A 12,582-nucleotide genomic window follows, 5' to 3' on the forward strand; every position below is an offset into this window, starting at 1 on the left:
ATGAGTTCACGCATCCGCCTGATCGCCAGCGGCGTCACCTCGGCCGCGGCGGTGGCCCTCCTCGCGGGGTGCGGCGGGGCGACGGTGGACGGTCAGGCCCCGGAGGTGTCCTCGGACCCGGCCGCGTCGGCCGCCTCGTCGTCGCCGTTCGCCGAGGAGCGGCCGGAGAAGCCCACCGGTCCCGTCCCGCCCCCTCCGCCGCAGTCACCGGCTCCGGAGCCGATGCCGGGGGAGCCCGAGCCACTGCCTCCGCCCGAGGACGCGCCCGCACCCGCTCCGGAACCCGCTCCCGCGGAGCCCGCGCCGCCGGCTCCGGGTGCGGGGGACTTCGTCGCCCTGCTCGAGCGGCGGGGTGTCGTCCTGCCCGAGGGCGTGGACCCGGTCGCCACCGCCACCGAGGCCTGCGGCCGCTTCGACGGCGGGCAGCAGATGGACGAGGTCTCCGGATGGCTGGGTGAGCGGGCCCGCCTCGACGCGGATGGCCAGGGTTTCTTCCTCGGCGCCGCGGTGGGGACCTACTGCCCGGGGAACTTCCCCAAGCTCGGCTGAGGCACGCCCGGCCGTGTCACGCCCGGCCGTGTCACGCCCGGCGGGGGAGTGCCCGGCCGTGTCACGCCCTGCGCGGCCGGGTCACATCCGGCCGTACCGGGCCCGCCCGATCGAGTAGAGGCCGTACAGGGCGATCCCTGCCCCGGTGAGCACCAGCAGTACCTGACCGAAGGGTTGCTCGCCGACCGCCCGCAGTGCGGCGTCCAGCCCGCCCGCCTTCTCCGGATCCGCGGTCACGACGGCCGCGATCACCAGGCCCCCGAGGATCGCCAAGGCGATGCCCTTGGCGACATACCCCACCCGGCCCGTGATGATCATGGCCCGGCCGACCTCCCCGGACCCGGTGCGTTCGAGGTCCTCGACGAACTTCGTGGTGGCCCCCTTGTAGACGTGGTAGCCGCCCACCGCGAGGATGGCGATCCCGGCGACGACCAGGGCCATCTTCCCCACCCCGGAGCCGAGCAGCCCGGCCGTGGCGCCGGAGGCGGTCGCGGAATCGGACCCCCCGCCCCCGGAGGCGAACCGCGCGGTGGTCAGTCCCAGGACCACGTACACGGCCGCCTTGGCCGCCGCCTTGATCCGGTCAGAGGTCTCCTCGGAGCCGAGGAACAGCTCGGTGATCTGCCACAGACCCAGCGCGAGGAAGCCCACGGCGCCGACCCACAGCATGACCTGACCGCCCGGTGCGCTCGCGATCTCCGCCAGCGCACCCGAGTTGGATGCCTCGCCACCGCCCGACCCGAGAGCGATCCGGACGGCGATCCAGCCGATGAGCAGATGGAGCACGCCGTTCATGACGTATCCGGCGCGGGCCAGCCACTCGAGCGCGGGATGGTCGGCGGCGGAGCGCGCGGCGCCGGAGACGGTGTCGGAACGTATCGGGGAGTTCATGGGTGAACTCTCCCACGTCGCCGCGGATTCACCACTCGAACCCGGTCACCACTCGATCTCGCCGAGCACCTCGTTGCGACGGCGCAGTTCCGCCAGCCGCAGCTCGGCCGCGCGGTGCTCCTCCATCCGCATCCGCGCCTGTTCGGCCAGCGCGTCGGCCTCGACCTCGGCGAGCAGGAGCTGGAGCCGGTCCTTCTGCTCACGGAGCGTCTCCACCGAGGTGTCCATGGCGATGAGCTTGCGGGAACCGGCCACGGCGTGGAGGAAGGGGTTGCGCTCGAGGATCAGGCGCGCCTCTTCGGGGGCCAGCACCCTCGACAGTTTGAGCAGGACCGGATAGCCCTGCCCCTGCCGGTCGGTCTCGGGGTCGTGTCCGGGATCCAGTGCTGCGGCGACGACCTTGAGCGGCCGGGCCCGGGGCGAGGAACTCCGGAAGTCGAACTCGTCGGTGTCCATGTGGTCCGGCTCCTTCCCGGCGTCCTGCCCGGCAGTGGCTGCTTACCTGCCACCACCGTAGGCGTCCCGGCCGGGACGGCCGGGCGGTTCAGGGTTTTTGCGGTCCGGAGGGGCTCAGCAGCTGTAGCGGGGTGTGCGGGACGACCGCGTCCCGGCGGCGTGCCCGCCTCGCGCCGATACACTCGAGCCGTGACTACCGGTAATGAAGGCGCAACCGACCTCGACTACCTGCTCCGCCAGATGGCAGAGGGCATCGAGCAGGCTCCCGTGAACTTCCCGATCACCCTGGTGATCAACGGGAACACCTGGGAAGGGAACCTCACCACCGAGGGTGAGTTCATGCGGATCCAGGCGGCCACCTTCGACGCGCTGACGGGTGATGAGAAGTCCGAGGAGGTGGCTGATGCCCAGGCCAGTGCATTCCGGCAGATCGGCATCACCAAGTACGAGGAGGCTCTGGACGGGGAGGACAGGGTGGCCTCGTTCATCCACGTCACGGACGCCTGGCAGCGAGGAGCGAAGGGGCCGATCCCGGTCATGCGCGTCCGGATCTCGTCGGTGGACGCGTGGACCTTCGGCCACGCGAGCAACTAGTCGCCCGTCGTCGCGTGGCGGTGTGGCGCACAGCAGAACAGGCATGACACAAGACGCCGCCCGCCCGGCCATCGAGATGATGACCGCGCGGGCGGCGCCCGGCACTACTACCGAAGTCGATGCCAGCCCCGGCCTGCGCGGAGGCAGGTCAGGGCGGGTATGAGGGTCAGCAGTCGTAGTAGAGCTCGGATCACGTCCTGCGCGTTTGCTGAATACGGTTGTAGTGGGCCATGTTGCCTGACCTGCGGTTTCCCTGCCGGTAGCGTTGGCTACAGTTGTCGAGTTTGGAAACTCCTGCGTACCCACTGCGTACCGGACGGGTCACGTCGCCCGCTTGCGGTACCTGTCGAGGATGAACGTCTCGGCCAGAGACCAGCCGGTGAACCCGGCGTAGGTGCGTTTCGAGAACGATCCCGCGGTGAGGTCGTTCGGCACCTGGTCGGGGTTCGCCAGGAGGCGGGCCGTGGCGGTGACGATGACCGCGGCGAGATCCTCGGCCGGTTCCCCGTTCTCGAACCCTCGATCCCTGGTGTACCCGCGGGCCATAGCGGTGATGATCTGGACATGCTCGGAGGCCAGGGCGACGAACGCTTGATCGTCGCCCCGGCCCACGAACTCGGCCACTCGTTGACCGGTGACCATTGTCAGCCCGCGTCGGCCGCGGTGAGGACGACGACACCCTCGGGGTGGAGGAGGCCGAGGTCGTAGCGGCAGACCACGCGGAGGCCGATCTGGTCGTACTCGGCGTACCGCTCCGCGAGGACCGTGACCGACGGGTTCACGTCACGCACGACGGCGATCTGGGACATGTCCGCCAGGACCGCGGTGCCGGCCGGGATCTTGTTCGTGACGGTGACCGGCACACCGAACAGACGGTGCGTGGCATCCCTGGTCAGATCCGACTCCAGCAAGTACTTCTCGGACGTGTCCTTGAGCTTGCGGATCGCGATGAAGTCGGCGCCGTTGATGATCCAGCGGTTCGGGGTGACCTCCTCGGCGGATGCCAGGGCGAGGGCGTCGAGGAACGCATCCGGATCGGCGGTGTCGAGGGTGCCGGTCTGGACTCCGGTCTGGTTGACGATCCCGGTGATCCCGTCGTCGGTGCCGGCGCCGGCCAGGAGCTCGGAGTCGAGCTTGGCGGACACGTCGGAGACGAGGCGCGACTTGAGGACGGAGTCGAGGCTGACGCTGGAGGCGCGGAGCAGCTCCGAGGTGTACCGGGTGATCGACTTGATCGACTTCCGCGACGTCGGCATGAGCGAGATCTCGTTGAACGTCACGTCGTAGTCGTCCGGGATCAGCTCGCCTTCCCCGACGTAGTCGACGGTGCCGCTAGAGACGAGGCGCGGGATTCGGAGCGGCTCCGAGGAGTCGAAGATCCGGACACCGGATGACAGGACCACGCTGGCGGCCTCGAGCGGCTGCACCAGCAGCGAGGCGACTTGGTCTTTGATGAGGGTCGGATGGTCCGCGGTGGAGTGCGCTGCGGGGGGAGTCGGTGAACTCATGGGAGTTGCCCTTTCTAGGCGATGGGGAGATGGTCTCGACCCTTGCCGCCAGGGCAACGATGGGGACGGCCACCAGGACCGTCCCCACCATTATGTCACGTGACGTTCTAGTACACCATGCCTCTCCTCGGGTTGCTCTCCGTCTCCGACTTCGGCGGTGGCGGGGAGATGCGCTCGAGGGCGTCCGCGATGCGCCGGAGCTGGATCCAGAGGCGGTGCGCGTCTTGACTGTCCACGGCTGCTCCTAGTTGGCTGCTCGTCGCAGGATCGAGGCGAGGTCGGTGGTGCCGGCGTCGGGGATCCCCTGCCCGATGTTGCCGCGGGGGCGGCGTGCCGCGAGGTGCGGCTTACGGGCCAGGAGATCGTCAACTGCAGACTGCAGTTTCTCCGGGTCGTCCAGGTGTTCCTCGTCGTATTCGAGGTCCTCGGGGTCTGCGAGGAGTCCGGTCTGTTCGACCATGAGGCGGTGGACCCGGCGGGCGAGGTCGTCGGCCTTCCCTGCGCGCTGCCGGTATCGGGCGTTCTCGTCGCGGAGTTTCTCGACGTACTCGCGGGGGAACGTATCCGGCTCCTCCACGGTCTCGACGGTCTCCTCGACCTCCGGAGCGGGTGCAGGTGAGTCAAATGACTCACGTGAAGATGCGACCTCGGGGTTGTCCTCGACCACGTCGGGGGTCTGCTGGTCGGTCATGCTGTTCCTTCCGTAGCGGCGACTCGAGCGAGACGCCTGGTGTGACCGGTCGAAGCAATGTCGTCGCGGACGACCGGGATCGGGGAGCACGTACACCCCTTGTGTGTTGGCATCGGATGGTCCTTCGGCCAGACTCGACCCTCTCGCCACCACCACCGACACAGTTGGCAACAGTTCGGGGAGATCCCGCGGATCCACCCCTTCGTGGCCTTCGAGGTGGCGATTCCGTCGGTGTAGGCGGTCTGCCCTGCGTTGAACGTCTCAGCGCGTGCCAGGCGGGCGACAATGGCTTCCGGTACCTCGGAGGTCTCAGCGACCACCAGGACCGTCGACGCGGCCTTGGAGAGCCTCTCTAGGTCCGTTGCGCGGGTGGTCATGGCGACCGGGACCGGGGCGGCGGTCTCGACCATGAGAGTCGCGGACAGTGACAGATCCGCGAGGGTCGCGGCTTGGAGGTTGTACTTCTGCACCAGGACCGCGAGGAGTTCGACCGCTTGCTCCCTGGTGATGGTGGCGTCGAGATATCGGCGGTACACCTCGACCACGGCGGCCTCTGCGCGACTGCCCAGTCCGAGGAGTTCGTCTCGGAAACTCATGAGGCGAGACCTCGGAGCATGTCCACCCCTGCGGTGTCGAGTGCTTCGGCGCGGCGTGCGGCGCGGATCTCCTCGATCTCGTCCGCGGTGTATCCCAGACGGGCCAGGGCCGTCGAGGCGGGCAGGAGGCCGGCCGAGTAGAGCTTCGTCACCGCGTCGGCCTCCTGGGCGACGGAGCGGGTGGAGGGGTCGGCCCACTTGACTCGGACTTCGACACGCTCCGGATCGACTCCGTCGCGGACGGCGACCATGAGGCGCGCCACCTGCTCCCAGGACCGTCCGAACGCGGCTTGACGGGCTTCGGCGCGGGCCGTCAACGCGGCTTCAGAGGCGCGGATCGAGTCGGCCGACGTGGGGTTGTCCCCACCGATTCCGAGCATGTGCTCCGGCAGACCGGACACCGCGGAGATCTGGCGCATGATCGTGCCGATCGCCGTCTCGTACCCTGCGAGATCCGAGCCGGGGAGCTGACCGAACTTGCCGTCCGGCTCCTCGTTAATCATCATCCGGTCACCCTCCTCGATCGGGGAAATCTCCTCCCCGTCCTCGTCCTCTCCGAGGGCCAGGCCGGTCGCCCACCGGCGCGGGCGGGCGGTGTACTCCGAACCGACCATCATGTCCACGGTCAGCTTCGAGAGGGCATCGGTGAGACCCAAGATGTCCTCCATTTCCGACCGGCCGTCCTCCAGGAGACGTGTGGCGTTACGGAAAGCGACCACCGGCACCACTCCCAGCGGGTTGTCGAGGACCGCGGTGGTGCGGAAACCCACCGTCGTCGCGCCCACAGTGTTCGCGGAGTACCGGGTGATCTTGTCCGGCTCATACAGGACCGCCTCGGTCGTCGAGTCCGTGCGCCAGCGTTTGACCGCGGCGACGATCCGGCGCGTCGACGGATCCTTGAGGACCGTCACCTGTCGCGGAGACTCGATCGACACGTTCGGCCGGCCGTCGGGGTGCGCCCACACCACGGCGTAGGAGGTGCCGAGGGTGAGGGCTTCCCGGTGCGCCAGGGGTGCGAGCTGGTCGAGGTCGGATCCGGTCCAGGCGGGCCAGACGTCGTCGCGGTCGAACCCGACGATGCGGAGGCGTTCGGCGATCGAGTCCACCAGGAGGCGCGGGATGTTCACGGCGAGGCGGTCGAGGCGGTCTCCGAGGGCTGCGCGGGCCTCCGGTGCCAGGAAGGCGAGCGGCTGCTGACCGTGGTAGTAGCGGTCCAGCCGGTCCAGGCGGGCGGCGGGGCCGTCGAGCTGCTGCAACAGTGCTGTGAGTAGATCGTTCATGACTTGAAACCTCGTGCTTTCTTTCTCTTCTTCGTGGATGCGCGCCAGGTGGCGCGACTGTGTGCCATGACCACGCATACGGCGAGGTCAATGCGGCGGTGACTTCCTCTCTTCTCTTTCGCTAGTCGGACTCCTCGGGCGTCCTCGGTCACCGTGGCGTTGCCGATATGGCGGCCGAGATCCTTGTTCCCTGAGTGGGAGATCTCCCCGTTGATCGCGGCCTGATAGGCGTCCGTCGTGGCCGGGGTGAGGCGTGCCGAGGTCTGGTTGAACTCGGTCACGAAGATCCCCTCCGAGTTGAGGAGCTGGAGCGTCCGCGCCCACCGGAACGGATCCGCGGTCACCTCGACCACGTCCCAACGCCGGCAGGCGTCACGGATCGTCTGCTCCACCTCGAGGATCGGAACCCGCCAGGCTTCGTCCCCGTCCGGCGGTTCCCAGAGGCCGGCCACGTCCATGTGCGGATGCTTGTCCACGGTCGCCACCACCAGAGCGGTTGCGTCTCCGTTGAACGATCCGTCGAGGGCCAGGACCACCCGCTCCCCGTCCGGAATCCCGACCCCGGTCGACAGCTTCGGCCACAGACCAGGCGGCAGGAACGCGGCATCGTCCTGCTCCACCCACTGACCCAAACGGGCACGGCGGAACTCCGACTCCCTCGACCGCGGTGGCAGAGCAGCGCGGAGAGCCGAACGCTGCACCAGGTCGTCAAGACCAGGGTTGGCGACCGCCCATGCCTCCTCGTCGTCGACAGCGCACCCCACCGGGGCGGAATACTCGACCACTCGAAGGTTCGGGTTATCCGGATTGCTCCGGCCGTCGAGGACCAGATCCAGCAACGGTGACGTCTCCCGCCACGACGGCGGCGACGGAGTACCGATCGCCAGGAGCTTCGACCCCTCCACCTTTCCCGTCGAGTGCAACAGAGACTCAAACGCATCCCGGCGGACAATCCCCACCTCGTCACAGATCGCCAGAGACGCGGCCTCACCCTCGATCCGAGCAGCCTCACCAGGCAGGGCCACGATGTGCGAGTCAGTCGCCGGGATCGTGATGCGGTCCTTGTACACCCATGCCCGCGAGTCGAGCTCCTCGTTAAGCGCCACCATGCGGGCCGCGGTCGACAGCATCCTCGTGGCGGAGCGTTCGTCCTGGGCGACGATGACAGCGCGGGCACCCTCGATCCCAGACATAAACACGTGATGCAGAGCCAAGGCCGCGGTGATCGTCGACTTCCCCTGACCGCGAGGCAGACACCAGACCACCAACGGCCGATCCTCGTCCAACAACGTCCCGACGAGATCCCGCTGCCACTCCCTGACCTGTACCGGCTTGCGGGCACCCTGCCCCTTCGGCGTCACCAGGTAGCGGCGAGCGAACTCGACGAACTGCTCCGACCCACGCTTCCGCGGCCTCCAGGGCAACGGATCCATGACCCTCGGACCCTTCGGGCCGCCTTTCATTCCGGCTCTCCCACATATTGAGATCGCCTGTGTGCCTTGCCGGAGGGTGCCGGAGAGGTCCACCCGGGTGCATCCCCCCGGACGTTTCCGCGTCGGGCGTTACATGCGCGGCAGACGACATCGATCAGATCGAGCGTGATGGGTTTGCCGGCGTTGTGGGCTGCCCATGCTTCCGGTGAGTGGTCGGCGGTGAGGTCTTCGACGGTTCCGCAGTCGGAGCACCAGGGCTGCTTGCGGCGTGCGCGGGCGGACACCTTGCGCCATTGGCCTTCGTATCCGCGGGCGCGGCGGCTCTTGGTTGGCTGCGGTTTGTGGTTGTCGCACCAGGAGGCGCCGGCGACTGGTTCACCGCACCGGAGACATGGTCTGTGGAGCATTGGTCCTCCTTTCGTCGTTGAGTTGTGCTTCGAGGGCGTCGAGTCTGGCGTCGAGTTGTGCGAGGTCGCGGCGGATCTTTTCTTGGAGGAGGATCCGTTCGATTCCTTCCCGGCTCATGGCTGCTCCTCGTCGGTGGGCAGGACGAGATCGAAGAGGGTCCTGTTGACTTCGTCTGTCATCTGGTCGAGGGTGCCGGCGATCTGTGCGGCTTCTCGGAGTTGCCAGGCGAGGATGCGGGCGGCGTTGAAGGCGACGGAGATCCGTTCGTGTGGGTCCTCGACTGCCTTGAGGGCGGTGAGGAATGATCGTTCGTTTTCGACTGGGTCGGTGTTGACGAGGAATTTGAGGGCGAGTCGGGCGGCTTCGAGGCGGACTTGGTCGCTGCTCACTGGGTGGTCCTTTCGCTGGCGTCGACGAGGAGGTCTGCGAGGTGGAGGGCTTCGGCGTCGGTGAGGAGGAATCGGTCGTGGCCGATGGTGAGGACGGTCCAGCGGCGTCGGGTGCTGACGTCGAACTCGGGTGTGCCTTCGAGGCGGATCACTGGTGGTTCCTTTCGAACGCGAGGACGTTTAGGGGTGCTGTCACATCTGTCACGACTGTCACGTTGTCGGGGTCGTGCTCGGAGTTAGTGACACTTGTGACACTTGTGACAGGCCCGTAGAGGCCGCGTCCGTACTTCTGGAGGCGGTCGGTGTCGACTGCGCGGAGGCAGTACTGGCGGACTGTTGTGCCGGGTAGGTCGAGGGCGGTGGCGATCGCCTGTGGGCTGACTGGGCCGTGGTCGGTGGCGTAGCGGACGATCGCGGCGGCGTCGTCGCTGAGGTTCCTTGTGGCCTTGGTCTGTTGTGCGGCCTGGGCGGCGGCGTCGAGACTGTCGCCTGAGAGGGTCCACGCTCCGTCGGTGACGGTGACGGAGTATTCGCCTTCGATGACGTCGCGGCCGGTGACGCGGATGAGTCCTTCGTCGCTGTTGCGGTCGCGGCTGAGGTTGACGGTGAAGTCGGCCGATCCGTTGAGTCCGTTCGTGCCGGAGGTGGAGTCCATCCAGTCGTCGCCGGCCTGTTTGCGGGTGTGGTGGACGACGAGGAGCGTCGAGCCGGGGTGCGCGTCGGTTGATCGCTTTAGCTTGGTTCCGATTCTGTAATCCCTCTCGTATGCGGATTCGCCGGGGCGGGATGAGGGCATGACGCGGCCGAGGGTGTCGAGGATTACGAGGGGTGTCTGTCCTGCGTTGGCGTCGAGCCAGGCGTCGAGGACGTCGAGGACCAGGAGCGGGGGGACGTCGGTGACGAAGTTCATGCGGGCCGGGATCGGAGCGCCTTGGAGGAGGTGTCGGGCGCGGCTCTGGACTCTTCGCTCCCCGTCCTCGAGTGCCAAGTACAAGGTCGGGCGTGGTTCTCCGACGTCGATGTGTCCGAAGGCTCTGCCGCCGGATGCGACGGCGAGGCCGAGTCCCATGACCGCCCACGACTTGCCGGCCTTGGGCGGTCCCGTGAGGAGGCCGAAGCCTTCCGGGATGAGGCCGGGCACTGCGAACTTGACCGGCGGGTAGTGCTGCGCGTCGAGCCAATCGCCAGTGATGACGTAGTCGAGGAGGCCCACTTCGGAGGTGGTGGTCACTGATCTCCCCCTCGATCGCGGCGCATGGTCGACAGGTTGTATGCGATCTCGGAGAGCGCGATTGCCTTGCATAGTTCGATGTCTGCGCGGTCCTGCGGCGTGGGTTCCCGTTCGTCCCACTCCTGCGCGATGCCGACGAGGTGCCAGAAGGCTTCTTGTCCGTTGAAGAGGTCACGGTTCACGCTGCGACCTCCTTTGCGGCTGCACAGAGGATGGTGCGCTCCTTGTCTGTCGTTGCGACGGTCCAGGCGCGGCGGAGGTCGTCTTTGCTCCAGTGGCCGTGCCCGTTGAGGTGGATGACGGAGGCGAGGACGGATTCCGCGGTGAGGGTGGGCCGGTTGCATGGGGTGAGCCAGTGGTCGGCGTGTCCGCAGTCGAACGGCTCCAGGCGTCGGGCTGCTGCGATACGCTTACGGATGAACCCGCCAAAGTTCATTTCGCAAGCGCCTCGGCTCCCTGCCGGGGCGTTCTGCGTTGGGGTGGTCATGTCAGGGGGTTCCCTCCGTGAGGCTGCGCTCGAGGGGCAGGGAATTCTTGTCGAGAATTCCGTGGCGGATAGCTGCTTCTCGGTCTAGGGGGAGGACGGGCTGCGCGGTCATGCGACACCGCCGCGGGTAGTTGTGGCCTCCTGCGCGTTGAGCCATTCCTCGACGGCGGCGCGGCGGTAGACCACCCGACGACCCACGCGGAATGAGGCGGGCCCCTCGTCGCAGTGGCGCCAGTAGCGCAAGGTGCCGACGGGGATCCCGGTCGCCGCGGCGACTTCGGCGGTCGAAAGAATCTGATCTGACATTGCTGCTCCCGTTGGATAATCCAAGGTGGAATGTGGATGGGTTGGAGCTATACTAAACGCCGATTCAGAATTGTCAAGGTTGGTAAAACTGCGGATGTGGATTATCGTTGGCCGGCATGGACCTAGATGGTGACCAGGACGGAGCACCGCCCCTCGAGATGCCGGAGGAGGCGTTCGCCCGGTCGCTCGTTGACCTGCGGAAACGTTCGAACATGACGCAGTCGGACCTGGCGAGTCTGATGACGGAGCACGGCTACAGGTGGACTCAATCGACTGTGCATAAGGTCGAGCGGGCTTCGAGAGTGCTCCCACTCGGAGAGGCGTTGGCACTGGCTGAGATTTTCGAGGTCTCGATCGACGACATGACTGCGCCGGGTGACCCGACCGGCCAGATTGAGGAGATCCGCACGCTCATGCGGGCTCTCGATCGGGCGTTCTGGCTCCTTCGGAATCAAGCTCGTGAGGCTACTGAGCTCCAGCGAGACCTGGAGGAGCTAGTCGACGACAATGAGCTCTATCTGAGGCTCTCGCCGTCTGAGCAGCACCAGGCGCAACGGTTGTTACAGACAACGACAGACGAGGTCGCTGGAGACGTTCGGAGACAACGGTGACTCCGAGGCGTAGTCGGCGGGCCGGGGTCGAGGACCGCTGGCATAGGGCCGACGGGTCGAAGTCGAGGGACTACGGGCGCGGCTCGAGGTGGCGTGCCCGATGGGTCGACGACCGCGGCGTCGAAGTCACGCGGGCGTTCCCGACGAGGGTCGAGGCACAACGTCACGTCGACGGGATCTCGGCTGCGCTCGTGCGCGGGGACTATATCCGGCCGGAGGACGCGCAACTCACGGTCGAGCAGTGGTGCGAGCAGTGGCTCGAGGCGTACAAGGTGCATCGGCCGTCGACGGTTCGGCAGGCGCGGACGCATGTTAAGAGGATCGTGGCGGCGTTCGGGGACCAGCGGCTCTCCGACGTGCGGCCGACGATGGTCCGGTCGTGGATTGCGTCGATGCAGGGGGAGGGGTTGGCGGCGTCGACGATTTACGCGCTGCACTCCCGCTTGGCGCATGTCATGGCGGACGCGGTCCACGACGGGATCTTGCAGCGTTCTCCCTGCTCGAGGCGGACGTCCCCACCGATGGGTAAGACCAAGGTCTACGTCGCCACGACGGAGCAGATCTGGGCGTTGCACGACGAGATGCCGGAGCACCTGCGGCCGGCCATTCTGCTCGGAGCGTTCGCTGGTCTACGGCTGGGGGAGGTGTGCGGTCTGCGGGTCGACGACGTCGACTTCATGCGCGGATCGGTCACACCACGGTTCCAGGCCGGCGGGGCGCCTCTCAAGACGTCGGGCTCGGAGATGACGGTCCCAGTGCCGCGGGATCTGGCGCTGCTGTTGTCGGAGTCGGTGGCGACCTGGGGCACCGACTACGTGGTGACCAACGGGCTCGGTGGTCCGGCGAGGGACTTCCAGGTCGAGCGGGCTGTCCGCGAGGCGCGTGGTCGGGTTCCTGGTCTGCCGGAGCGGTTCACCCACCACGATTGTCGGCACCATTACGCGAGCATCCTGATTGCCGGGGGAGCGGACATTAAGACGATCCAGGCGCGGATGCGGCACCAGTCGGCGCGGGTCACCCTCGACGTGTACGGGCACCTTATGGACTCCGGAGACGACGCGACCCGCGACCTCGTCGGTGGTGCGATGAGGTCGCGGGTCGGATCTCCTGCGTACCGACTGCGTACCGGGGGCGATTCCGGCTAGCGTTTCC

At 67.3% G+C, this 12,582-nt stretch carries 20 protein-coding genes; 4 read left to right on the forward strand and 16 right to left on the reverse strand.

The features are described 5' to 3' along the window. On the forward strand, positions 1–549 hold the full coding sequence (locus AC3DEV_RS10280) for a DUF732 domain-containing protein (RefSeq protein WP_488372025.1): 549 nt from the start codon (positions 1–3) through the stop codon (positions 547–549). 81 nt (positions 550–630) lie between these two features. Here AC3DEV_RS10280 and AC3DEV_RS10285 read toward each other — a convergent pair whose 3' ends face one another. Together AC3DEV_RS10285 and AC3DEV_RS10290 are read right to left on the reverse strand one after the other, a co-directional pair. Then, positions 631–1,440: a DUF1206 domain-containing protein gene (locus tag AC3DEV_RS10285; RefSeq protein WP_488372026.1), complete on the reverse strand. Its 810-nt coding sequence runs from the start codon at positions 1,438–1,440 to the stop codon at positions 631–633. Between the two features lie 45 nt (positions 1,441–1,485). Next, positions 1,486–1,896, reverse strand: coding sequence for a hypothetical protein (locus tag AC3DEV_RS10290; RefSeq protein ID WP_163376524.1), 411 nt, complete (start codon positions 1,894–1,896; stop codon positions 1,486–1,488). A 189-nt stretch (positions 1,897–2,085) separates the two neighbouring features. Between AC3DEV_RS10290 and AC3DEV_RS10295 the strand changes: the two genes are divergently transcribed. Then, positions 2,086–2,490, forward strand: a complete 405-nt coding sequence (locus AC3DEV_RS10295; RefSeq protein ID WP_488372027.1) for a hypothetical protein — start codon at positions 2,086–2,088, stop codon at positions 2,488–2,490. 321 nt (positions 2,491–2,811) lie between these two features. Here AC3DEV_RS10295 and AC3DEV_RS10300 read toward each other — a convergent pair whose 3' ends face one another. The 14 genes from AC3DEV_RS10300 to AC3DEV_RS10365 all read right to left on the reverse strand — a co-directional run bounded on the left by AC3DEV_RS10300 (position 2,812) and on the right by AC3DEV_RS10365 (position 10,819). Further along, positions 2,812–3,114, reverse strand: a complete 303-nt coding sequence (locus AC3DEV_RS10300) for a hypothetical protein (protein ID WP_488372028.1) — start codon at positions 3,112–3,114, stop codon at positions 2,812–2,814. 20 nt (positions 3,115–3,134) lie between these two features. Then, positions 3,135–3,998, reverse strand: a complete 864-nt coding sequence (locus tag AC3DEV_RS10305; RefSeq protein WP_488372029.1) for a phage major capsid protein — start codon at positions 3,996–3,998, stop codon at positions 3,135–3,137. Positions 3,999–4,105: 107 nt separating this feature from the next. Beyond that, positions 4,106–4,234, reverse strand: coding sequence for a hypothetical protein (locus AC3DEV_RS10310; RefSeq protein WP_488372030.1), 129 nt, complete (start codon positions 4,232–4,234; stop codon positions 4,106–4,108). Between the two features lie 8 nt (positions 4,235–4,242). Then, the gene (locus tag AC3DEV_RS10315) at positions 4,243–4,689 is read right to left on the reverse strand and encodes a hypothetical protein (RefSeq protein WP_488372032.1); all 447 of its coding nucleotides are present in this window, start codon (positions 4,687–4,689) and stop codon (positions 4,243–4,245) included. Beyond that, a complete protein-coding gene (locus AC3DEV_RS10320) occupies positions 4,686–5,285 on the reverse strand; it encodes a hypothetical protein (RefSeq protein ID WP_488372033.1) in 600 nt (199 codons plus the stop codon). The genes AC3DEV_RS10315 and AC3DEV_RS10320 overlap by 4 nt, the downstream gene beginning before the upstream one ends. Then, positions 5,282–6,565, reverse strand: coding sequence for a phage portal protein (locus AC3DEV_RS10325; RefSeq protein WP_488372034.1), 1,284 nt, complete (start codon positions 6,563–6,565; stop codon positions 5,282–5,284). Before AC3DEV_RS10325 ends, AC3DEV_RS10320 begins: the two co-directional genes overlap by 4 nt. Beyond that, entirely contained in the window at positions 6,562–8,091 is a 1,530-nt protein-coding gene (locus tag AC3DEV_RS10330) for a terminase TerL endonuclease subunit (protein ID WP_488372035.1), read from the reverse strand. Before AC3DEV_RS10330 ends, AC3DEV_RS10325 begins: the two co-directional genes overlap by 4 nt. 282 nt (positions 8,092–8,373) lie before the next feature. After that, positions 8,374–8,523, reverse strand: coding sequence for a hypothetical protein (locus tag AC3DEV_RS10335; protein WP_488372036.1), 150 nt, complete (start codon positions 8,521–8,523; stop codon positions 8,374–8,376). Continuing rightward, entirely contained in the window at positions 8,520–8,795 is a 276-nt protein-coding gene (locus AC3DEV_RS10340; RefSeq protein ID WP_488372037.1) for a hypothetical protein, read from the reverse strand. Before AC3DEV_RS10340 ends, AC3DEV_RS10335 begins: the two co-directional genes overlap by 4 nt. Then, positions 8,792–8,947 carry a hypothetical protein gene (locus tag AC3DEV_RS10345; RefSeq protein ID WP_488372038.1) on the reverse strand — a complete coding sequence of 52 codons (156 nt, stop codon included), beginning with the start codon at positions 8,945–8,947 and terminating at the stop codon, positions 8,792–8,794. The genes AC3DEV_RS10340 and AC3DEV_RS10345 overlap by 4 nt, the downstream gene beginning before the upstream one ends. After that, a complete protein-coding gene (locus AC3DEV_RS10350) occupies positions 8,944–10,026 on the reverse strand; it encodes an AAA family ATPase (RefSeq protein ID WP_488372039.1) in 1,083 nt (360 codons plus the stop codon). The genes AC3DEV_RS10345 and AC3DEV_RS10350 overlap by 4 nt, the downstream gene beginning before the upstream one ends. Continuing rightward, complete coding sequence (locus AC3DEV_RS10355; RefSeq protein WP_488372040.1) at positions 10,023–10,208, reverse strand: hypothetical protein; 186 nt, start codon at positions 10,206–10,208, stop codon at positions 10,023–10,025. Before AC3DEV_RS10355 ends, AC3DEV_RS10350 begins: the two co-directional genes overlap by 4 nt. Beyond that, the gene (locus AC3DEV_RS10360) at positions 10,205–10,462 is read right to left on the reverse strand and encodes a hypothetical protein (RefSeq protein ID WP_488372041.1); all 258 of its coding nucleotides are present in this window, start codon (positions 10,460–10,462) and stop codon (positions 10,205–10,207) included. The genes AC3DEV_RS10355 and AC3DEV_RS10360 overlap by 4 nt, the downstream gene beginning before the upstream one ends. Before the next feature lie 159 nt (positions 10,463–10,621). Continuing rightward, complete coding sequence (locus AC3DEV_RS10365; protein ID WP_488372042.1) at positions 10,622–10,819, reverse strand: helix-turn-helix transcriptional regulator; 198 nt, start codon at positions 10,817–10,819, stop codon at positions 10,622–10,624. Positions 10,820–10,935: 116 nt separating this feature from the next. On the opposite strand from AC3DEV_RS10365, the gene AC3DEV_RS10370 reads away from it, so the two are divergent. Both AC3DEV_RS10370 and AC3DEV_RS10375 read left to right on the forward strand, forming a co-directional pair. Beyond that, positions 10,936–11,430 (forward strand): helix-turn-helix transcriptional regulator, encoded by a 495-nt coding sequence (locus tag AC3DEV_RS10370; protein WP_488372043.1) that lies wholly within the window; start codon positions 10,936–10,938, stop codon positions 11,428–11,430. Further along, positions 11,427–12,575, forward strand: a complete 1,149-nt coding sequence (locus tag AC3DEV_RS10375) for a tyrosine-type recombinase/integrase (RefSeq protein WP_488372044.1) — start codon at positions 11,427–11,429, stop codon at positions 12,573–12,575. Before AC3DEV_RS10370 ends, AC3DEV_RS10375 begins: the two co-directional genes overlap by 4 nt. Positions 12,576–12,582 lie beyond the last annotated feature (7 nt).

The organism is Dietzia sp. IBK-p2-15D, assembly GCF_057773105.1.

What these genes read in the sequence shown, in the direction of transcription:
- AC3DEV_RS10325 (WP_488372034.1), bottom strand. Translation starts at nt 6,565, where the DNA reads ATGAACGATCTACTCACAGCACTGTTGCAGCAGCTCGACGGCCCCGCC.
- AC3DEV_RS10315 (WP_488372032.1), bottom strand. Translation starts at nt 4,689, where the DNA reads ATGACCGACCAGCAGACCCCCGACGTGGTCGAGGACAACCCCGAGGTC.
- AC3DEV_RS10360 (WP_488372041.1), bottom strand. Translation starts at nt 10,462, where the DNA reads ATGAACTTTGGCGGGTTCATCCGTAAGCGTATCGCAGCAGCCCGACGC.
- AC3DEV_RS10365 (WP_488372042.1), bottom strand. Translation starts at nt 10,819, where the DNA reads ATGTCAGATCAGATTCTTTCGACCGCCGAAGTCGCCGCGGCGACCGGG.
- AC3DEV_RS10320 (WP_488372033.1), bottom strand. Translation starts at nt 5,285, where the DNA reads ATGAGTTTCCGAGACGAACTCCTCGGACTGGGCAGTCGCGCAGAGGCC.
- AC3DEV_RS10290 (WP_163376524.1), bottom strand. Translation starts at nt 1,896, where the DNA reads ATGGACACCGACGAGTTCGACTTCCGGAGTTCCTCGCCCCGGGCCCGG.
- AC3DEV_RS10370 (WP_488372043.1), top strand. Translation starts at nt 10,936, where the DNA reads ATGGACCTAGATGGTGACCAGGACGGAGCACCGCCCCTCGAGATGCCG.
- AC3DEV_RS10305 (WP_488372029.1), bottom strand. Translation starts at nt 3,998, where the DNA reads ATGAGTTCACCGACTCCCCCCGCAGCGCACTCCACCGCGGACCATCCG.
- AC3DEV_RS10280 (WP_488372025.1), top strand. Translation starts at nt 1, where the DNA reads ATGAGTTCACGCATCCGCCTGATCGCCAGCGGCGTCACCTCGGCCGCG.
- AC3DEV_RS10285 (WP_488372026.1), bottom strand. Translation starts at nt 1,440, where the DNA reads ATGAACTCCCCGATACGTTCCGACACCGTCTCCGGCGCCGCGCGCTCC.
- AC3DEV_RS10335 (WP_488372036.1), bottom strand. Translation starts at nt 8,523, where the DNA reads ATGAGCCGGGAAGGAATCGAACGGATCCTCCTCCAAGAAAAGATCCGC.